The organism is Flavobacterium aquidurense, from assembly GCF_031458035.1.
GTDB classification, from domain to species: Bacteria; Bacteroidota; Bacteroidia; order Flavobacteriales; family Flavobacteriaceae; genus Flavobacterium; species Flavobacterium aquidurense_C.
The window spans coordinates 180,796-203,446 of sequence record NZ_JAVDXR010000003.1; the positions used below are offsets into that span (position 1 = coordinate 180,796).

At 34.1% G+C, this 22,651-nt stretch carries 15 protein-coding genes; 3 read left to right on the top strand and 12 right to left on the bottom strand.

The window, feature by feature from the left end:
* Positions 1-31: 31 nt before the first annotated feature.
* The gene (dapA, locus tag J2X17_RS06250; RefSeq protein ID WP_310295727.1) at positions 32-919 is read right to left on the bottom strand and encodes a 4-hydroxy-tetrahydrodipicolinate synthase; all 888 of its coding nucleotides are present in this window, start codon (positions 917-919) and stop codon (positions 32-34) included.
* A 15-nt stretch (positions 920-934) separates the two neighbouring features.
* A complete protein-coding gene (locus J2X17_RS06255) occupies positions 935-1,447 on the bottom strand; it encodes a DUF6913 domain-containing protein (RefSeq protein ID WP_310295729.1) in 513 nt (170 codons plus the stop codon).
* A 47-nt stretch (positions 1,448-1,494) separates the two neighbouring features.
* On the opposite strand from J2X17_RS06255, the gene J2X17_RS06260 reads away from it, so the two are divergent.
* Positions 1,495-2,274 carry a 5'-nucleotidase C-terminal domain-containing protein gene (locus J2X17_RS06260; protein WP_310295731.1) on the top strand — a complete coding sequence of 260 codons (780 nt, stop codon included), beginning with the start codon at positions 1,495-1,497 and terminating at the stop codon, positions 2,272-2,274.
* A 41-nt stretch (positions 2,275-2,315) separates the two neighbouring features.
* Positions 2,316-3,227, top strand: a complete 912-nt coding sequence (locus J2X17_RS06265) for a bifunctional metallophosphatase/5'-nucleotidase (protein WP_310295733.1) — start codon at positions 2,316-2,318, stop codon at positions 3,225-3,227.
* Here J2X17_RS06265 and J2X17_RS06270 read toward each other — a convergent pair.
* From J2X17_RS06270 to rpsF, 9 genes are all read right to left on the bottom strand, one after another.
* Positions 3,213-3,899, bottom strand: coding sequence for a lysoplasmalogenase family protein (locus J2X17_RS06270; RefSeq protein WP_310295734.1), 687 nt, complete (start codon positions 3,897-3,899; stop codon positions 3,213-3,215). The two genes, J2X17_RS06265 and J2X17_RS06270, sit on opposite strands and share 15 nt — an antisense overlap.
* 7 nt (positions 3,900-3,906) lie before the next feature.
* The gene (ligA, locus tag J2X17_RS06275) at positions 3,907-5,913 is read right to left on the bottom strand and encodes an NAD-dependent DNA ligase LigA (protein WP_310295736.1); all 2,007 of its coding nucleotides are present in this window, start codon (positions 5,911-5,913) and stop codon (positions 3,907-3,909) included.
* Positions 5,914-6,157: 244 nt separating this feature from the next.
* On the bottom strand, positions 6,158-8,092 hold the full coding sequence (locus J2X17_RS06280; RefSeq protein WP_310295738.1) for an OmpA family protein: 1,935 nt from the start codon (positions 8,090-8,092) through the stop codon (positions 6,158-6,160).
* A gap of 11 nt (positions 8,093-8,103) precedes the next feature.
* Entirely contained in the window at positions 8,104-9,036 is a 933-nt protein-coding gene (locus tag J2X17_RS06285) for a PorP/SprF family type IX secretion system membrane protein (RefSeq protein ID WP_310295740.1), read from the bottom strand.
* A 45-nt stretch (positions 9,037-9,081) separates the two neighbouring features.
* On the bottom strand, positions 9,082-16,227 hold the full coding sequence (locus J2X17_RS06290; protein ID WP_310295742.1) for an Ig-like domain-containing protein: 7,146 nt from the start codon (positions 16,225-16,227) through the stop codon (positions 9,082-9,084).
* A gap of 1,316 nt (positions 16,228-17,543) precedes the next feature.
* Positions 17,544-18,017 carry a DUF6495 family protein gene (locus J2X17_RS06295; protein WP_310295744.1) on the bottom strand — a complete coding sequence of 158 codons (474 nt, stop codon included), beginning with the start codon at positions 18,015-18,017 and terminating at the stop codon, positions 17,544-17,546.
* 124 nt (positions 18,018-18,141) lie between these two features.
* A complete protein-coding gene (gene rplI / locus J2X17_RS06300) occupies positions 18,142-18,582 on the bottom strand; it encodes a 50S ribosomal protein L9 (protein ID WP_072971140.1) in 441 nt (146 codons plus the stop codon).
* 66 nt (positions 18,583-18,648) lie between these two features.
* On the bottom strand, positions 18,649-18,945 hold the full coding sequence (gene rpsR, locus J2X17_RS06305) for a 30S ribosomal protein S18 (protein ID WP_002987043.1): 297 nt from the start codon (positions 18,943-18,945) through the stop codon (positions 18,649-18,651).
* Positions 18,946-18,950: 5 nt separating this feature from the next.
* Positions 18,951-19,292, bottom strand: coding sequence for a 30S ribosomal protein S6 (rpsF, locus tag J2X17_RS06310; protein ID WP_007810575.1), 342 nt, complete (start codon positions 19,290-19,292; stop codon positions 18,951-18,953).
* Positions 19,293-19,469: 177 nt separating this feature from the next.
* Between rpsF and J2X17_RS06315 the strand changes: the two genes are divergently transcribed.
* Entirely contained in the window at positions 19,470-20,168 is a 699-nt protein-coding gene (locus J2X17_RS06315) for a LytR/AlgR family response regulator transcription factor (protein ID WP_026982306.1), read from the top strand.
* Here the strand turns inward: J2X17_RS06315 and priA are convergent, their stop codons facing one another.
* Positions 20,169-22,619, bottom strand: a complete 2,451-nt coding sequence (priA, locus tag J2X17_RS06320) for a replication restart helicase PriA (protein WP_310295748.1) — start codon at positions 22,617-22,619, stop codon at positions 20,169-20,171.
* Positions 22,620-22,651 lie beyond the last annotated feature (32 nt).

Below are 22,651 nucleotides of genomic sequence, written 5' to 3' on the forward strand. Positions count from 1 at the left end.
TATTTTTTGGTATAATAAAATACCGGCAATCTTACTCTATCTTAATGCTGTTTTTTACAAATTTATTCAATCTTTCTGCTAATGAATCATCAACAGTTACTAAAGGTAAACGAACAGTATTATCAGCAATACCAAGGGCTTGAAACACTTGTTTAATTCCGGCTGGATTTCCCTGTTCGAAAATCATATCAATACAATCAGATAAAAAATATTGTGTTTTAAAAGCTTCATTTACTTTTCGGTTCAGACCTAAACGAATCATTTCTGAAAATTCTTTAGGGAATCCCTGCCCAATAACTGATATTACTCCTGCTCCACCCGCTAGAACTATTGGTAAAGCAATCATATCATCGCCCGAAATAACAAGAAAATCTTTTGGTGCATTTTTTAACAATTGCAAAGCCTGAGCCATATCTCCTGCTGCTTCTTTTATAGCCACAACATTACTGAATTCATTTGCCAGACGAATTACCGTCGAAGGCAACATATTACTTGATGTCCTTCCTGGAACATTATATAAAATCACTGGTATCGGAGATGCCTCAGCAATAGCTTTGAAATGCTGATAAATCCCCTCCTGAGTAGGTTTATTGTAATACGGTGATACTGAAAGGATAGCTTCAAAAGCTGAGAAATCTCTTGTTTTCAATTCTTCGACAATTTGCAGCGTATTGTTACCTCCAACACCCAGGACTAAAGGCAATCTTCCTTTATTAGTATCAACAACAGTTTTAATAACTAATTCTTTTTCGGCTTGGGTAAGGGTTGCATTTTCAGCTGTTGTTCCCATAACTACAAGATATTCAACTCCTCCATCAATCGAAAAATTAACTATACGTTGTAAAGCTTCAATATCAATTGAGAAATCTTTTTTAAATGGAGTTACAAGGGCAACACCAGTTCCTATTAATGATTGCATATTCTAATTTATAATTTATTTTATGTTCTTTAAATACTTAAACAATTCAAAAATGAAAAGTTTATAATTTTCTAAATCAGTGTCTAACATCCATCGATTTAAACTTTTATCGACCGTAGAAAAACCAACTTTAAATTTCGCTTTTGACTGACTTGTGACCATCATCAAAATAACTTTTTCGACATTGTAATAACTTATTAAAAGGTCAAATTCTGTTTTTATAAAATCAATTAAAAAATCTTCCGTTACATCTCCCTTCCAACTTATATGTTTTTTACCAAAAGTGGGTCTTGAATATGTTTTTTTATCCTTGAATTTACCCCTGTAAACTATTGTTTTTATGTTCTCAGGAACAATTCCATACAGCATTAATTCTTTTATCAACTCTTTTGAATGACGAAATTCACTCTCATCAATCAGTAAACCAATTGTTTGTACATTACTTGTAAAGACTTCATTTTTGACATTATTCAGGTGATTTTTTAATGATTTTTTTACAAAAAATTCCTTTATATAATTTAAAAACATAGTACTTTTACTAGATTACAAAATTAATTATTTAAGCCGCATTTAAGATGGTAAAACTAAAAAAGTATAACGGATTTTTAAAACTTTTTGTTATATTCTTAACACTTTTTTTAATATTTTCCTGTAGTAAGAAAAACTACAACCTGACAAAGATAGAAGGAAAACAGCTTCCGATTACAGAAAAAGGCACACAAACGCCTGAAATTGAAAATTTCATAAAGCCATATCGAGATCATATCAACAAAGATTTAGACAACGTTTTAGCATATTGTCCGGAAACTCTCGATAAAAGTTCAGGAAAATGGCAAACCAGCATTGGAAGCCTAATGGCAGATGTTTGTTTGCAAAGAGGAAATACGGTTTTCAAAACCCGCGAAAAGAAAGATATTGATATATGTCTTTTAAATCACGGTGGAATTCGGTCCATTTTACCAAAAGGAAATGTAACGACAAGAACTGCTTTTGAAATTATGCCTTTTGAAAATAGTTTGATAGTAGTTGCTTTAAAAGGTGATCAGATTCTTGATATAGTCTCTTATATAATTAAGGAGAAAAAACCTCAGCCGTTGTCAGGTTTGACTTTTACCATCTCAAAAGAAAATAAAGCAAAAAATATCCTGGTTCAGGGAAAACCGGTTGAAACTGATAAAACTTATTACGTGGTGACCAATGATTATTTGGCGAATGGTGGCGACAACATGAGTTTTTTCTTAAAAGCAACTCAAAAATTTGATCTGAATTATAAAATCAGAGATGTGCTGATTGATTATTTTAAAGAAGTTGATACCATTCCGGTTAAAACAGACATTAGAATTACGGAAGAATAAAAAAATTAAAATTGCTGGCGCATACGCAAAAAAAATATACAATGAAAAGAAGAGAATTTATCGAGAAAACAGCTGCAAGTACTGCCTTATTAAGTTTAGGTTTGTCATTAAGCAGTTTTGGAGCTAACGATATTAAGCACTTAACTATTTTACATACTAATGATGTTCATAGCCACATTGATCCTTTTCCGGCCGATGATCCGAGAAATGCAAATAAAGGCGGTGTATCTCGCAGGGCTGCACTTATCGAAACAATCCGCAGAGAAAACCCGAATGTACTTTTGTTAGATGCGGGTGATATTTTTCAGGGAACTCCATATTTTAATTATTATGGGGGAGAGCTTGAATTTAAACTGATGAGTATGATGAAATACGATGCATCAACCATTGGAAACCATGATTTTGATAATGGTCTCGATGGTTTATATGCACAATTACCTCATGCTAGTTTTGATTTTATCTGCTCGAATTACGATTTTAAAAATACGGTGATGAACGGCCAGGTAAAACCGTATAAAATCTTCAATAAAAACGGAATTAAGGTTGGTGTTTTTGGCTTAGGAATTGAACTTGACGGTTTAGTAGACAAAAAAATGTACAAAGAAACTATATATAATAATCCGGTTGAAATTGCACAAGATATGACGCAAAGGCTAAAAAAGGAAGAAAAATGCGATCTGGTTGTTTGCCTTTCTCATTTAGGCTATAACTATAAGGATGATCAATCTAAAATTTGTGATTTAAAATTAGCCGAATTAACTCAGGATATCGATTTAATTATTGGAGGACATACGCATACATTTTTAGATAAACCAACCATTGTTAAGAATAAAGCAGGAGAAAATGTTTTAGTAAATCAAGTAGGTTGTTACGGTATAAATCTAGGCCGAATAGATTTTTATTTTGATAAGGACAAAGCGCATACAAATCAGGCAAAATCAATCATTGTTTAAAAGTTTTTCCTGCGCCCTAATCTGATTCTTTGATCTTTCCAAAAAATATGCAACCATAAAAAAATAAGCTAAGATTTGAGTTACATCGCGAATTAAAATCAGGACGACAGAATAGGAAAAATATTCATTGAAAATGTAAAATATATCTGAAAATATATAGCATACTGCCATTAATGACATTATTAAAGCGATATGAGTTCCTTTTGTAATGTAGCGCACAAAGGCAAAATAACTTAAAACACTAAGAACAATTCCGTAAAAAGTATATAATAAATTGAACTTTTTCATATTTTCTGACTGAAGACTCAAAACGGAAACTAATAAATAGACAAGAAATATTATAACTATAGATATTGGTAAAATATCTTTTTTGGCAAGCTTAATTTTTTCACGTTCTAAAATAAAAAGTTTTAAAAGTAAGAGGTAAACCACTAAAAAACTTAAAAGACCCCCAATTTCCGAAACCTCAACAGCCATAAGATCAAATACCTGACCAACAAAACAAAATAAAAAAATGAATGCTTCTGTTTTTTCTATTTTAAATTCGCTGCTTATAAAAAAATAGAAGAATATGGCGGGCAATACAATTGCCTTGGCATACATTGCCAGAAAATCCTGCCGCGTCCAATCAAAAATGATTGTCAGCAGTAACGCCAGAAAATATAAAATCAACGAGGGTTTATTCGCTTTCATTTAATTTGGTTATAAAATCTTCTTCAGATAATATCGGAATATTTAATTTATTCGCTTTTTCTAATTTAGCCGGGCCCATATTATCACCTGCAACAACAAAATCAGTTTTTGCAGAAATTGAACTTCCAACTTTTCCACCATTATCTTCGATTGTCTTTTTCAATTCATCTCTCGAAAACTGAGCAAAAACTCCCGAAACGACAAAAGTTTTTCCAAGGAATTTTTCTGTAGCATTTGGGTTGATTTTTTCTACAATTTCAAATTGAACTCCATAACTTTTAAGACGTTCTATTATTTTTTGGTTTTCTTCATTTTCAAAAAATTCAATGACGCTTTTAGCAATACGCTCCCCTATTTCATCAACCAGAATCAAATCCATTAATGAAGCCTGACTTAATGCATCAATATTTTTGTAATGCTTAGCTAGTTTTTTAGCAACAGTTTCACCCACAAAACGAATTCCGAGTGCAAATAAAACGCTCTCAAACGGAATTTCTTTTGATTTCTCTACACCTTTGACCAAATTCTCAGCCGATTTTTGCGCCATTCTTTCTAAGTGCAAAATATCCTCTACTTTTAATTCGTATAAATCGGCATAATTATGAACCAAATTATTCTTAAAAAGCAAAGCTACAGTTTCGCCACCAAGTCCTTCAATATCCATTGCTTTTCTTGAAATAAAATGCTGTACTCTTCCAATAATCTGCGGAGGGCATCCGTAGAAATTAGGACAATAATGATTTGCTTCGCCTTCGTTTCTAACCAATTCCGTCTGACATTCCGGGCAATGTGTAATGTAGTGTGTAATCTCAGAATTTTCAGGACGCTGTTCTAAATCTACAGCAATGATCTTCGGAATAATTTCTCCGCCTTTTTCAACAAAAACTGTATCATTTATTCTGATATCCAACTTTTCAATTTGATCGGCGTTGTGCAACGATGCTCTTTTTACAATTGTTCCAGCCAATTGTACGGGTTCTAAATTTGCAACCGGAGTAATTGCTCCCGTACGCCCAACCTGATAGGAAATCGATTTTAATTTGGTCGAAACTTGTTCTGATTTGAATTTGTAAGCGATTGCCCAACGCGGGGATTTTGCCGTATATCCTAATTCTTCCTGATGTTGAATGCTATTTACTTTAATTACAACACCATCCGTTTCATAAGGCAATTTATGGCGGTGAACGTCCCAATAATCGATGAAGTCGAAAACTTCCTGCATATTATTGACTAATTTAGCCTCATTCGGAACTTTGAATCCCCATTTTCTCGCCGATTCCAATCCTTCGTATTGAGATGAAAAAGGCAAATTATTTCCCGTAACAAAATATAATAAACATTCTAACGGACGTTTGGCAACCTCAGCACTATCCTGCAATTTCAAACTTCCGGAAGCTGTGTTTCTTGGATTTGAATATGGGGTCTCTCCGATTTCAATTAGTTCCTGATTCATTTTTTCGAAACCGGCAAAAGGCAAAATTATTTCGCCTCGAATATCAAATTTATCCGGATAATTCCCTTTCAATTTTAAAGGAATCGATTTTATTGTCTTGATGTTATTTGTAACCTCATCACCCTGAAAGCCATCTCCTCTGGTTAATGCCTGAACTAATTTTCCGTTTTCATAAGTAATGCTAATTGAAGCACCATCGTACTTTAATTCGCAGGTGTATTGCAATTTCACATTCCCTAAAACTCTCTGAATTCGGTTTTCCCAATCCAGCAAATCTTCTTTAGAATAAGAATTATCCAAAGAATACATTCGATATTGATGTGCAATCGTTTTAAAATTTTTAGTGACAGCTCCACCAACGCGTTGTGTTGGCGAATGTTCATCAAAAAATTCGGGGTGTTTGTTTTCTAATTCCTGAAGTTCTTTTAATTTAATATCAAAATCATAGTCTGAAATTGTGGCATTATCAAGTACATAATAATTGTAATTGTGTTGATTAAGTTCTTCTCGTAAGGCCTGAATTGTTTCTTGAATACTCATAAAATATTAAAATGATGCGGATTGTAATTTTGACTAACTGAATATCAAAATTAGGACTTTTTTAGCCGAAAAACATCAAAAAACAAAAGTTTTAAAACATCAAAAATCAAGTTGCAAAAAGATGCAACCTGATTTTCTTCTTGTCCATTATTCTTAAAAAGAATTAAACAAAACCAACTTCCAAATGGTTCCTTTGTTTTATATTCTTACACTTATAATCAAATGATTAGTGGTAAATATAAAACTATTTCTGTATAATGATAAAGTCGGAGCGTCTATTTAACAAATGTTCATCTTCGGTGCACTTTACACCATTTTTACATTTATTAATTAATCGGGTTTCCCCGTAACCAATCGCACTTTCAATTCGTGAAGCATCAATATCTTGTGAAATAATATAATCACGAGTTGACTTGGCCCTGTTGTCTGAAAGTTTCAGATTATAAGAATCTTTTCCTCGGGAGTCTGTATGCGATTCGATTTTGATTCTGGTATTAGGGAATTTTTTCATTACAAAAACCACTTTCGCCAACTCTTCGATTGCCAAAGGTGTAATGTCGTATTTGTCGTAATCAAAGTAAATTGGTTTTACATCTACTTTTTCAACACCTTGTTTTTTCACTACCAAGTCGTCGTAATTGCTCAGTTCGAAATTAACATCTTTAATTTCGCCTCCATTATTATTACTGGTTTCGGCAGTTTTTTCGTCGCTGGCGTAATTTGGTTTTGCGGCAATCATTTTTACTACTTTATTACACGGTACTTCGATTGCATATTTACCTTCAAAATTTGTTTTGGTCTCGCCAAGAACATCACTGATAGAGTTGTATGCCATGATAGAAACCTCAGAAAGCGGCAATTTTGTTTTACGATCTGTTGCGATACCTGAAATAATTTGATTACAAACTGGTTTTCCTTTTACAAATGAATAAATATCATCATCGCCTTTGCCTCCTGCTCTATTGGAAGATACGTAACCATATTCTTCTGTACGGTCAATTATGAAAGCAAAATCATCTTTATTACTGTTAATTGGGTTTCCTAAATTTATAGGATCGGAGAAAGTTCCGTCAGCTAATAATTTGCTTTCGTAAACATCTAAATCTCCCCATCCGTAATGCCCATCAGAAGAAAAATAAAGCTTTCCATTACTGAAAAACGGAAAAAGATCATTTCCGATAGTGTTGATTTTTGGTCCAAGATTTACTGGCGAACTCATTGTTCCGTCAGCAGCAATTTTCACATAATACAAATCGGTTTCACCAATTCCTCCCGGCATATCAGATGCAAAGAAAAGCCATTGACCGTCTTCGCTCAATGAAGGATGGCCTACAGAATAATCGTCACTGTCAAAGAAAACTTTTTGCGGATTTTCTAATTTATTATCTACAATACTTCCTTTAAGAACTTGAAAATTATTCGTTTTAGTTTCGTCGATAACTAATTTATTCTTTTTAACGATGTTAGTCGAATAGTAAATTGTTTTTCCACTCGCATCAAAAGAAGCAGTTGCTTCATGATATTTGGTCATTACGTTAGACAGAAACACTGTTTCATTGAATAAACTTCCATCGGCCTGATTTCTTTCAGCTACATAAAGATTAAGAAATGGCTGGTTGTTCCAGGTATATAACTTTTCGCTAAACTTTGTGGTATCTCTCGCAGAAGTAAAGACAATTTTATCCTGAAAAAAAGTAGCTCCAAAATCAGATTTGCTTGTATTTATATCAAGATTTTTAACTGTGTACAGAGATTTAGTTTTAGACAAACTATCCATCTGCTTCTTTTGGGCAACATATCTGTTTATTTCATTTTGATCCCCTTTTCTGCTAAGATATTCCTTTGTCATTTTATCTGCCTCATCATAATCCATTACACCTTTAAGTGATTGAATATAACGCAAATAATAAATATCGGTTAAATTATTACCTTGAACATCGTATAATTTTTTGTACCATTTTAATGCATTTCGGGCATCAGAAATAAAATAATACGAATCGGCTGCATTTTTTAGCGTTTGTGCTGACGGATTTTTAATGTTCTGTAAAATTTCTTCGTAAGCTTTTGAAGCGTCTGCATACGCATAATTTCTAAACAGGGCATCGGCCTTTTTTAAGTTAGTCTGAGCGAAACTAAGTGTAACGCTCAAGACTAAACATAGGATATATAATTTTTTCATAGGTTTTACTTTTAGAAGAATCGAGGAGATTTAATTTTGCTTTCCCCTTTGTTAAACTGATAACGCAAGATGATTTCGTGAGATCCGTCATTGTATTTATTCAGATCGCTTACTGTATAATCGAAAGCGTATCCGATATAAAAACTTTTAGATATCTGAAAACCTGCCAGGATGCTCACAGAATCATCTGTTCTGTAAGAAGCTCCTATTACAAATTTCTCAGCAATCATAAAATTCGCAGAAACATCTGCAGTAACCGGTGCTCCCGTTACTGCTTTTACTAAGAATGCAGGTTTGAATTTTAAATTCGGATTCAAATCAAAAACATACCCTCCCATTAAGTAATAATGCAAACGGTCATAGTCTATAGATTCCTGAACATCATCGTAATAATTACTTTGAATGAAACTCGGAATTGATAATCCTACATACCATTTATCAGTGTAATAATAAACCCCAGCTCCAACGGCCAATTTTGCCTGATTGTCAATATTTTGATTTAGCAAAACATCATTTGGATCATAATATCTTCCTTTTGACCAATCAACGTTTAACATTCTCATACCCGCTTTTAATCCGAAAGCTAGTCTTTGTTCATATCCAAGAGGAATTGAGTAAGAGAAGTTTCCGTCAAGATACAGCTCGTTTGATGGACCAATTTTATCGTTAACGACACTTAATCCTAAGCCAATCATTTCATTTCGAAGAGGCGAATGAATAGAAAATGATTGTGTTTCTGGTGCCCCTGGAATTCCAACCCATTGAGAGCGGTACAAAAGTGCTGCATCTAAGGTGCCGGTAGACCCAGCATACGCTGGATTTACTGCCATAGTGTTGTACATATACTGCGTGTACTCCGGATCTTGTTGTGCGCTGACACAAAATGTGATAAAAGAACATATTATCAAAAAATATGTTTCTAATGATTTTATATATAGTTTCATAACGATACTCATTTAGTTTAATTAATTAGATGACTAATAGTTTGCTTATCTCATAATAGATAACCACCCTTTTTTAATCGTTCCGTTTCCAATGTCAATCACATAAAAATAAGTACCTGTTGGCAACATATCTCCTTTATTGATCACTCCAGATACATTGGCAGTTCCATTCCAATCATTTTCATAATGTTGTTTACTATATACTAATGCTCCCCATCTGTTGTAAACTTTTAGCTCATTATTTGGATATGATTCGATACAGTCAATTCTAAACAAATCGTTTTGTCCGTCATTATTCGGAGTAAACTCATTGTAAACTGTCAGGCAAATTGGTTCTACAGTAACTGAAGCTGTATTGTTTGCCGCATTTGAATCTAATGGTGTTGAAACTATAACACTTGCAACACTTACATACTCGCCGCCTGGCACTACCTCAGCCACAATTGTAAGCGTAACACTTTCTCCTGAATTTAATGTTGGAATTGTCCAAAGGTGAGTGATCGGATCATAAGTTCCTGTAGATGTATTTGCGCTTACTAAATCATAACCGCTAGGTAATAAATCACTTACTATTGTGTTGATGAAATTACCCTGACCAACGTTATTTACTGTTACTGTAAATGTTATCTCCTCTCCAAAATTAGGAGTTGGGTTACTTACTGTATTTGTAATAGTCAAATCTGAACAGGTAGCTACTGTAACATTCAATGTTTTAGTGGTTGGTTCATTACAATTATTAATGTAGGCCACCTCAACTTTACCCTGTCCGATATCAGACCATGAAATAGTCACAGAACCATCATTAGCTCCGCCGCCGGCGGTTATGGTTCCATTAGTAACTTTCCATACAAAATTTGATTTTCCATTTGCAATTGAATACGTAATTGGCTGGAAAACACAAGGAGTATCGTCAGTAGTGGTCAGTTGAACTAAGGCATCGTTTTCAAAATTTATTGTTACTCCCAAACGTGTAGCACTTACACAACCATTTGTAGTGTTATTAAGTGCTCCCGCATAATATGTAGTTGCCGTAAGCGGTGTATTTGATGCTAAAGGTGTTGCACTTGTTGGAGAGGCATACCACACAACATTTGTTTCATTTACTAATATGTTAGCCAAAGTTGCTAAAGCAGATGGGCAAAAAGTTTGTGTAGTTCTAGGCGTTGTAACAACAGCCGGAGTATTTACATTTACTGCAACTGCCAATCTTACCGGATTCTCACAACCTACAGGGCTTGAAACTACTCCATAATAAGTTCCCGTAGCTAAAGCTGTTGTTGCTGCTAACGCTGTACCACCTGGTGCAGTACTGTACCATACCACATTTGCTTCATTAACCTGAATATTAGCTACTGTTGCTACATTTAACGAACAGAAGTTTTGCGTTAATGAATTTGTAGTTGGCGTAGAAACCGGATTGTTGATATTAATTGTTACCTGCAAACGTGTTGCACTTTTACAACCTGTAACCGGATCTGAAATTTCTCCAAAGTATGTACCTGAAGTTAATGGTGTTGTTGATGGAATCGCTGTTCCTCCTAAAGCACTATTAAACCAGCTCACATTACTTTCTTTTACTTGAATACTTGCAAATGTTGGAGCGCTTGCTGAACAGAAGTTTTGAGTTCCTGCCGTTACCAAAGTTGGTGTCCCCGGATCTGTAACGCTAATTGTTACCGATAATCGTGAAGCGCTTTCACAACCAGTTGTTACGTCTTTTAATGCTGCAAAATAAGTTCCGCTTGTCAATGTTTTTGTTGACGGAATTAAATTTCCTCCACTTACAGCGTCATACCAAACAATATTTGTTTGGTTGAATTGAACACTTGCAAAAGTTGGCGCATTTATTAAACAGAAGTTCTGAGTTCCTGCGTTTACTAAAGTTGGAGTTCCCGGATCTGTAACGCTGATTGTTACTGATAATCTCGTAGTACTTTCACAACCTGTTGTTGCGTCTTTTAATGCTGCAAAATAAGTTCCGCTTGTCAATGTGTTTGTTGAAGGAATTAAATTTCCTCCACTTAAAGTATCATACCAAACTATATTTGTTTGATTGAATTGAACGCTTGCAAAAGTTGCTGCATTTATCAAACAGAAGTTTTGAGTTCCTGCGTTCACTAAAGTTGGCGTGCCCGGATCAGTTACGTTTATTGTTACTGATAATCTTGAAGCACTTTCGCAACCTGTTACAGCATCTTTTAATGCTGCAAAATAAGTTCCGCTTGTCAATGTATTTGTTGACGGAATTAAATTTCCTCCACTTACAGCGTCATACCAAACGATATTTGTTTGATTGAATTGAACACTTGCAAAAGTTTGTCCATTTACCAAACAGAAGTTTTGAGTTCCTGTCTTCACTAAAGTTGGTGTACCCGGATCGGTTACGTTTATTGTTACTGATAATCTTGAAGCGCTTTCACAACCTGTTACAGCGTCTTTTAATACTGCAAAATAAGTTCCGCTTGTCAATGCATTTGTTGACGGAATTAAATTCCCTCCACTTAAAGCATCATACCAAACGATATTTGTTTGATTGAATTGAACGCCTGCAAAAGTTGGCGAATTAACCAAACAGAAGTTTTGAGTTCCTGCGTTCACTAAAGTTGGTGTTCCCGGATCAGTAACGCTTATTGTTACTGATAATCTCGTAGTACTTTCGCAACCTGTTGTAGCATCTTTTAATGCTGCAAAATAAGTTCCGCTTGTCAATGTATTTGTTGATGGAATTAAATTTCCTCCACTTACAGCATCATACCAAACTATATTTGTTTGATTGAATTGAACGCTTGCAAAAGTTGGCGCATTTACTAAACAGAAGTTTTGAGTTCCTGCGTTTACTAAAGTTGGCGTGCCAGGATCAGATACGTTGATTGTTACTGATAATCTTGTATTACTTTCACAACCAAATATTGGATGTTTTATAGCTGCATAATAAGTTCCGCTTGTCAATGTATTTGTTGACGGAATTAAATTTCCTCCAGTTACAGCATCATACCAAACTATATTTGTTTGATTGAATTGAACACTTGCGAATGTCGGAGCATTTACCAAACAGAAGTTTTGTATTCCTGCGTTTACCAGAGTTGGTGTTCCAGGATCTGTAACGCTAATGGTTACTGATAATCTTGTAGCACTTTCGCAACCTGTTGCAGGATCTTTTATCACAGCAAAATAAGTTCCGTCTGCAAGTGCATTTGTTGAAGGAATAACAGTTCCTCCATTTATCAAATCATACCAAACGATATTCGCTTGATTGAATTGAACGCTTGCAAATGTTGGCGCATTTACCAAACAGAAGTTTTGTGTTCCGGCTGTAACCAAAGTCGGTGTACCTGGATCGGTTACGTTTATGGTCACTGACAATCTTGAAGCACTTTCACAACCTGTTGTTGCATCTTTTAGTGCTGCGAAATAAGTTCCGCTGGTTAGTATAGCTGTTGACGGAAATAGATTTCCTCCACTTACTGCATCATACCAAACGATATTGGTTTGATTAAATTGAACACTTGCGAATGTCAGTGCATTTACCAAACAGAAGGTTTGAGTGCCTGCATTTACTAAAGTTGGTGTTCCAGGATCAGTTACACTTATTGTTACTGATAATCTTGCATTGCTTTCACAACCTGATATTGGATCTTTTATAGCTGCATAATAAGTTCCGCTGGTCAATGTATTTGTTGACGGAATTAAATTCCCTCCATTTATCAAATCATACCAAACGATATTCGCTTCGTTAAACTGAACGCTTGCAAAAGTTGGCGCATTTACCAAACAAAAGTTTTGAGTTCCTGCTGTTACCAAAGTCGGTGTACCCGGATCATTTACATCAATTGTTACCGATAATCTTGTAGCACTTTCACAACCTGTTGCAGGATCTTTTATCACGGCAAAATAAGTTCCGTCTGTAAGTGTAGTTGTTGAAGGAATAACAGTTCCGCCATTTATCAAATCATACCAAACGATATTCGCTTCATTAAACTGAACGCTTACAAAAGTTGGTGCATTAACCAAACAAAAGTTTTGGGTTCCTGCTGTTAACAAAGTTGGCGTGCCAGGATCATTTACATCAATTGTTACCGATAATCTTATAGCACTTTCACAACCTGTTGCAGGATCTTTTATCACAGCAAAATAAGTTCCGTCTGTAAGTGTAGTTGTTGAAGGAATAACAGTTCCTCCATTTATCAAATCATACCAAACGATATTCAATTCATTAAACTGAACACTTGCAAAAGTTGGTGCATTAACCAAACAGAAGTTTTGAGTTCCTGCTGTTACCAAAGTTGGCGTACCCGGATCATTTACATCAATTGTTACCGATAATCTTGTAGCACTTTCACAACCTGTTGCAGGATCTTTTATCACGGCAAAATAAGTTCCGTCTGTAAGTGTAGTTGTTGAAGGAATAACATTTCCGCCATTTATCAAATCATACCAAACGATATTCGCTTCATTAAACTGGACACTTGCAAAAGTTGGTGCATCAACCAAACAGAAGTTTTGGGTTCCTGCTGTTACCAAAGTTGGTGTGCCCGGATCATTTACATCAATTGTTACCGATAATCTTGTAGCGCTTTCGCAACCTGTTGCAGGATCTTTTATTACGGCAAAATAAGTTCCGTCTGTAAGTGTAGTTGTTGAAGGAATAACAGTTCCGCCATTTATCAAATCATACCAAACAATATTCGCTTCATTAAACTGAACACTTGCAAAAGTTGGTGCATCAACCGAACAGAAGTTTTGGGTTCCTGCTGTTACCAAAGTCGGCGTGCCAGGATCATTTACATCAATTGTTACCGATAATCTTGTAGCACTTTCACAACCTGTTGCAGGATCTTTTATCACAGCAAAATAAGTTCCGTCTGTAAGTGTAGTTGTTGAAGGAATAACAGTTCCTCCATTTATCAAATCGTACCAAACGATATTCGCTTCATTAAACTGAACACTTGCAAAAGTTGGTGCATTAACCAAACAGAAGTTTTGGGTTCCTGCTGTTAACAAAGTTGGTGTGCCAGGGTCGTTTACACTAATTGTTACTGACAATCTGGTAATACTTTCACAACCAGTTGTTGCATCTTTTAATGCTGCATAATAAGTTCCGCTTGTTAATACATTTGTTGACGGAATTAGATTTCCTCCACTTACTGCATCATACCAAACGATATTGGTTTGATTAAACTGAACACTTGCAAAAGTCGGAGCAGTTACCAAACAGAAGTTTTGAGTCCCTGCCGTAACCAAGATTGGCGTACCCGGATCGGTAACTTCTAATGTTACTTCTCCTCGTTCTAAAATAGGACAGCCATTTCGTATCGATTCTACATAATATTTATGTATTCCTGCTGTCAATGTATTTGGAAGGGTAAAGGTAGAACCATTAGCCACAACTGCTCCTGCTGTTGGCGCATCATACCAGACATAAGTGGAACAAGCGGATGAAGGCACCTCAAGATTCACATCTGATCCTGAACAAACCGTTACTTTATTAGTGAGATCGCCTCCAATTACTTTAGTATTTGCAACACGTTCGACTGTATGTACATCAAGAAAATTTAAAACTGTTAAAGCTCCTCCAAAACTTATTCTAACCCGATCGTATGGATCGGCTTGAGAAGATGCAACTTCAATAGATGCGAAGCCTCCTGATAATAAATTTATACTTAAAAGTGAATTTGTATTTTCAATTGGAATTGAAGGACCAACAGCAACATTACCTAAATAACGTTGTATACTTAATCCATTAAGTAAATTGACATTCAGAATTGGACTTGGTCCTGAAACTACTATTTTTAACTTATCACTTGCAATAAATGGCGTTTTAAATTGAACCATTAAATCGGCAGTAGCAAGAACACCGGCTCCTACATACATTCTTGCAGAAGTAGTATCATCATGATCGGCAACATTCCATGCATTGCTAACACCTACAGTAGCGGTTAAGGCCCCAACCCCTATCTCTGTAACTCCATGAAAAATATCCTGAATATCTCCTGGTGTACAAGCTGGTACTCCCACCACTTGTCTCTTATAATATGCCTCATACACTCTGGTACTTTGAGCAATACTTACGATGGGCACTGACAAAATTCTGATTCCGTCATAGTCTATTGGTCCGGAATTATCTGAAGGCACAAAAGTAAATTCAAAACTATTATCACCAGATAATAAATTCAATAATGATCCGGAAATTGCTTGATAGTTACCAACAACAACGCCATTTTTTACTCCAGCCACTGATAAATTGTAAGCCACCGCAACTCCACTATATTCAGACCCTAATTTTACTGTAACAGGAGTACCTATTGGAATAGGATCTGACCAAAATAAATCTTGCCATGTTGTACCAATTCCTGCAACCCCAAGTCCTGTAACAATTGTAGAATAAGTTTGCAAATTTTTATCTTTAGCATTATCTCCATTTGCTACTCCACCTGTTACAATACTTCCTGAAGATTGCCCATTAGCATAAACTCTTTCCTGCAATGGCTGGCAATTAACATTAACAACAACTGCTACTCTTTCATCACTTTCAGAACCATTTCTTGACACACCTATGTAATAGGTCGTATTAGCTGTTACATTTGAAGTTGTAAAAGTATTACCTGTCGCAAGAGGAGTTGTAGATGTAGGAGAACTATACCAAGCTAATGTTGTTCCTGCTGCTGGAACAGCAGTAAGTGTAATAGGATTTCCAGAATTTACAGTTTGAGTTAAACCTCCAGTAACTGTTGGTTTTTCAAATTCTACACGAACATCATAAACGCGTAAATTTACCAGAAGACTTAGAAGTCCACCATCCTGAATCTGTATTTGATTAGTGTCACCTGTTAAAGTATACCTTACAAGACCAATAGTGTTGCCAGGCAATAAACTTAAATTCAAAAGCGGGCTATTTAATGGTACACTTGAACCAACATTAGTCCCCGAAAATTTTGCCTGAATGGAGGCATTCGCAAGCAAACCAGCATCTAAAACAGCATTACCTGTACCTATATAAAGTACAATCTGGTCTCCTGCTTTTGCAGTTTGATTAAGCGTTAGTGTTTCTTCAACAAAACATCCTACTCCAACATCATTTATCAGTGTGGCAAATGTTGTCGGAATAACCGTGTCACTGTTATAGGCGTTCCCTGGGTTATTAACCCCTAAGCCTACGCATACAGTACCGCCTTGACTAACTGTGTGAGACACCGGTCTAGTAAAATTTTGGGCATAGTTTATATTACAAAAAAGCAACAAAAACACCAAACCTAACAATCTCTTTTTTAGAATGAGATCATAAAGAGTAATTTTTTTTTTCATAATTTGGAAGATTAGAAAATGGACAATAAAACACCTGTTGCGATAAGCTATAGGCTTAGGCAATTTTAAAAAACGTTAATAATCAGTCGCTTAAAATGAAATTTAAAATAGTAGTTATCCACTATTTTAAAACTACATTTAAAAAAAACGTTGCGCATACAGCAGTATACAAGGACCATCACTTCTTATTCTTTTGAATAAAAAATGTCTCAAAAACTTTATGGAATACTGAACCGAATCAATTTTCCAAATAAATAGCGTGATTTGTCAGGAGGTTAATTTTCGAAAAGAAAATATATGTTTTTAAGTAGAATTGGGGAATTCTATTAAATATAAAGTGTTTAAACTACTACTGAAAGATGATTAAGCATTCGATAGTAGGTGATTTAGAAGTGTAAATCCCAAAAACTAACACTATTTTTAATATACAAAGTCAGTTGTATTCATGATATTTAACCACAAGAATACCTTTCATCGACAAGCCGCTGAGTACTGGGGTTAAAAAATAAAAATTTGACGTAATGCTGGCTTTTTTGGAATATGCTGGCCAGCAATGTAAAATTTGCTTTTTGAGTTAATTTTATTTTATTCAATAGCATAATAAATAAAATTAAAGCACTCTGAACTACTAACACAAATTCGATAACTAGAGTAATTGTCAATTTCATAAGCAAATCAATTAAGTTATAAAAAAAATAAACTTTAATATTTTAAGCAGCACTTTAAAAACAATTACAATTCTAAAAGTGTTTATCAAAAAACCAAAATATTTTGTTTAACTTTTCTTTGATTAAAATTACTTAAAATGAAACTATAAAACAAGAATAAATTTCTTATTTTTTTTTACTTAAAAAATTTTAAAACATTAAAACAAAGCCGCCATTATCAGTAAAATATGGGCTTCAAAAGCAAATATAACTGTTAAAAATATAATAAAAAAAAATATAAAAAACGGTAAAATTTAAATAATGTCAGTTTAATAATACAATAAACTAAAAATACAATATTCAAAAAGATTAAACAAAACTCCTCAATTTATTTAGCATATTTAATAAGATGCAGCTAAAAATCATCAGACTAATCAACAATAAACAACTAAAAACAAGCAAAAAAGTCATATTTAAAAGATTAAACAAAAGTTAAATAAAAAAAATAGACAAACAATAATATCGTTTGTCTATTTCTTATTTAATTTAATATTAAACCTAAGATTCAATAATGGTATTTATTTGTGTAAACAATTGCCCATCGCTTAAAAAAGCACCTTGTTGGATCAACTCAAAGATAGAAGCATTTCTATCTTCAGTAAAAACCTTTTTCCCAACTTTCATTTCTATGTTTTCTGTAAACATATTATCACTTAACCATTGCAAACCGTCTTTAGTTAAAAAATCAGTTTCAGGAACTAGCGATTTCAAAACGATTGACTTAACATCTGTTTCAAAGCACTGAAACAAAAAGATATGATTTTTAGAAAAGTGTTCTAAAAACTCAGCTCTTGACAAAACACCTTCCCAAATCAAATCTGAAAAAACATCCAGTTCCTGCTCAGCAACTTCTGGTTTGTTTATTTTAAGAGAATCCCATTCTGCTTTATCAATAGCCTGTGTAGCCAAAAAACTGGCAAATTCTGCATGCAATTCATCAAATTGCTCTTTTGTTAATCTTGCGTATTTCATCTTTTATTTGGCTTTATGCCTTACGCTATAAGCTATAGGCAAATAACTATAAATCTATTTAATATTTCCTTTAAACAAAAAAATCCCGATTCGCATCGGGATTTTTATATAGTATTTAAAACTATTACTTTTCAGCGATAATTTCGTATGGTAAATCAACGATAACATCTCTGTGTAAACGGATGCTAGCAGAATATTTCCCTGTACGTTTTACGATACCACTAGTGATGAATTTTCTATCAATAGCGTTACCTGATTTCTCTAAAGCTTCAGCAATGTCGATGTTTGTGATAGAACCAAAAAGTTTCTCTCCACCAGCTTTTGCAGTAAGTTTAATTTCAAGAGCTTTTAAAGTTTCAGCTAATGCTTTAGCATCAGCAACCACTTTAGCTTCTTTATGTGCTCTTTGTTTTAGGTTTTCAGCTAAAACTTTTTTAGCAGAAGGAGTTGCCAATGAAGCAAAACCTTGAGGAATTAAAAAGTTACGACCGTAACCAGGTTTTACAGATACTACATCATCTTTAAATCCCAGGTTTTGTACGTCTTGTTTTAAAATAAGTTCCATGTTGTTGTCCTTATATTTTAGAAGTTAGGTTCTGCTTTAACAGAAACCAGCGACTAGAGTTTTTAATTATTTTAATAAATCGGCCACGTATGGCATTAAAGCTAAGTGACGAGCTCTTTTTACAGCTACAGAAACTTTTCTTTGGTATTTCAATGAAGTTCCAGTTAAACGACGAGGAAGAATTTTTCCTTGCTCATTAACGAATTTCAATAAGAAATCAGCATCTTTATAGTCGATATATTTGATTCCTGATTTTTTGAAACGACAATACTTTTTAGTTTTGTTAGTTTCAATGTTTAAAGGCGTTAAATATCTGATATCTCCGTCTTTTTTTCCTTTTGCAGATTGCTCTATTGTAGACATAATAATTAAGCTTTAGTAGATTTTAATTTGGCTCTTCTTCTTTCAGCCCATGAAATAGCATGTTTGTCTAAACTTACAGTTAAGAAACGCATAACTCTTTCGTCACGTCTAAATTCAGTTTCAAAAGCAATTAGAACTTCTCCAGCTACTTTGAATTCGAATAAATGGTAAAAACCACTTTTTTTGTTTTGGATTTCGTAAGCCATTTTTTTCAGACCCCAATCCTCTTTCGATACCATTTCAGCTCCTCTACTAGTAAGAAATTCTTCAAATTTCGTTACTGTTTCCTTCACCTGAACCTCAGATAAAACGGGATTTAAAATGAAAACAGTTTCATAATGATTCATAAATACAATATTTATTTGTTAAAATTGGGTGCAAAAGTAACCATTATTTTTATATATACAACACTTTTTCTACTTTATTCGTTGTAATGTAAAAAATACGGCTTAAGTTTAGTTTTTTTCCTAGAAAAATAATACATTTACTACTGCTATCCTGAATTTATTCTAAATTTAAATGTTATGAAACTAAACTGTGTTGTTGTAGATGATAGTTCTATACAGAGGACAATTATTGCAAAATTAGTTAATAATCACCCAGGTTTGCACTTAATCGGGGACTTTTCTAATGCAATAGAAGCAAAAAGTTGTATCTCTTTAAATAATATCGATCTAATATTTTTAGATATTGAAATGCCTGTAATTAATGGTTTTGATTTCCTTGATGGACTAAAATCTAAGCCTCAGATTATATTTATTACTTCTAAAGCCGAGTATGCCTTAAAAGCTTTTGACTACGATGCTACTGATTATCTTCAGAAGCCTATTGCCGTTGACCGTTTCAATGCTTCTGTAAAAAGAGCGATTGACATGCACCTGCTTAGAAAAGAGGTTAAAGAAGAGGAAGGAGAGCACATTTTTATCAAAAGCAATCTTAAAAAGCTAAAAATTTTCACATCTAAAATTAAATGGATTGAAGCTTTTGGAGATTATGTAAGAGTAGTTACAGAAGACGACAGCAACTTAGTTCTTTCGACAATGAAATCTTTTGAAAACGATTTATCAAAAGATAAATTTATTCGCGTTCACAAGTCCTATATTATTAATATTGACAAGGTAGAACGCTTCAATAGTAAATTTGCCGAAATCGGAATTACTAAAATTCCTTTAAGCCGAAACAAAAAAGAAGATTTAGTTAAAGCATTATCTACTTCGTCTTAATTAATAAAAATCGACGTTAGCAATCACTTTAATAGCTCTGTATTGAGCAACAGCCTCAAAACTATTCAACATTTTCTGAATAGTTTTTTTTGTGTTTCCTAAATGCAGGTTTTGCGGAATTTTAATCAATATCGTTCTGATATATTCATTTCTGATTCTGCTAATCGCTGGTTCTTCCGGACCTAAAACCGGCATATTCAAATTCTGACTCAAAACCTGGTACAGCCACATCGATCCTTCTTTCAGTTTATCAAAATCTTTGTGCTTCAAAGTCAGTTTTATAATTCTGAAATAAGGTGGATATTTATAGATCTGACGATCGTATAATTGCTCCTTATACATACCTATATAATTATGTGTAGTAACCTGCTGAATTGTGTTATGATTCGGATTGTAAGTTTGAATCACAACTTTTCCTTGTTTTTCTGATCTTCCTGCTCTTCCTGCAACTTGTGTCATCATCTGAAAACTACGTTCGAAGGCTCTAAAATCCGGGTGGTGTAGCATATTATCGGCATTCATAATTCCGACAAGACTTACATTATCAAAATCCAATCCTTTAGCCAGCATTTGCGTTCCGACCAAAATATCAATTTCTCTATTCTTGAAAGTATCAATAATTTTCTCAAAACCAAATTTTCCACGTGTTGTATCCTGATCCATTCTTCCAGTTTTGGCTTTCGGAAAAAGAGAAACCAATTCCTGCTCAATTTGTTCCGTCCCGAAACCTTTTGTAGTCAAATCTATACTCGAACAACTATGGCAATGTGTTGGTTTTGCAATTGAATATCCGCAATAGTGACATCTTAATTGATTTTTATGTTTGTGAAAAGTCAAACTCACATCACATTGCTGACAATGCGGAACATGACCACAAGTGAGACATTCGATTATAGGCGAATATCCCCTTCTGTTTTGAAACAAAATAACCTGCTCACCCAAAGACAATGCTTCAGCAATTTCTTCAATTAAAAGATCACTAAAATGACCAGTCATTCTTTTTCTGAAATGCTTGTCTTTTAAATCAACGAGCACAACTTCAGGCATTCGAACATTATTATAACGTTCTGAAAGCGTTACTAAACCAAATTTCCCACTTTGTGTATTAAAATAGGTTTCAATACTCGGAGTTGCTGATCCTAAAAGTACTTTGGCATGATGAAAATTAGCCAAAACAATTGCCGAATCTCTAGCGTGATATCTGGGCGCCGGATCCGTTTGCTTGAACGTCTGTTCGTGCTCTTCGTCAACAATCAATAATCCGAGATTATTAAAAGGCAAAAACAAAGCCGACCTTGCTCCTATTACAATTTGCGCTTTCTCTGAATTTTCCAGCGTTTGTTTCCAGACTTCTACTCTTTCGTTGTTACTGTATTTCGAATGAAAAACAGCCACCTTATCTCCAAAATGATTTCTAAGACGAGAAACCAATTGCGTTGTTAATGCAATTTCAGGCAATAAATACAAAACCTGTTTTCCAGTTTCTAAATATTCCTCTATTAACTTAATATATATTTCCGTTTTTCCACTTGACGTAACACCATGCAAAAGACAAACTTCTTTTTCCTGTAAATTATTTTTAATTTCATTAAAAGCTGTTTCCTGAGCATCACTTAATTGCAATTGCTTTTCTGAAGCTTTCCCATCAAAAGAAACCCTGTCGTGTTGCAGAAAATATTCTTCAAAAATTTCTTTTTCGATTAATGCTTTTACAGTGGCAGCAGTAGCATTTGAAACTTCGGTCAATTTCTTAACAGTAACCGGTTTTTTCTCCGAAGCATTAATTTGGAAATAAGCCAAAACAATTTCTTTTTGTTTATTGGATCTTTTCAGAAATTCCAATAATTCATTTAAACCGTTATCTGATTCGTATTTCGAATGTAATTTTACATATCGAACCAGTTTGGGCTTATAACTTTCTTTTATTTCTTCTTCTAAAACTATAATACCTTTATCCATCAGTTTTTGAAGAATCGGAAAAATATTCTTTTTGTTTAAAATTGAAATAATCTCCTGAACTTTAAGAGAACTTTGTTGCTGCAATGCTTCATAAATCAAAAATTCCTCATCTGAAAGCTCCTTTTGGTTAACAATAACATCAGCTTTATGCGAAATAATCGTTTCACTTTCCAACAACAATCCACTCGGAAAAGCACCGCGATACACATCACCAATGCCACACATATAATAATTTGCCACCCAAAGCCAGTGTTTAATCTGAGTTTCGGTAGCAATTGGTCTTTCGTCTAATATTTGATGAATTTCTTTGGCATCATACAAACTTGGCTTATTCTGATGCATATCAATAACCAAAGCCGTATAGATTTTACTTTTACCAAAAGGCACCGCCACCCGCATTCCTTTTTTAATGAAATGGAATTCAGCCTCAGAAACACGGTATGTAAAGGTTTTAACTAAGGAAAGTGGTAAAATAACTTCGACAAAAAACATGTGATTTTTTTATTGGGATTTATAAAAGGGAG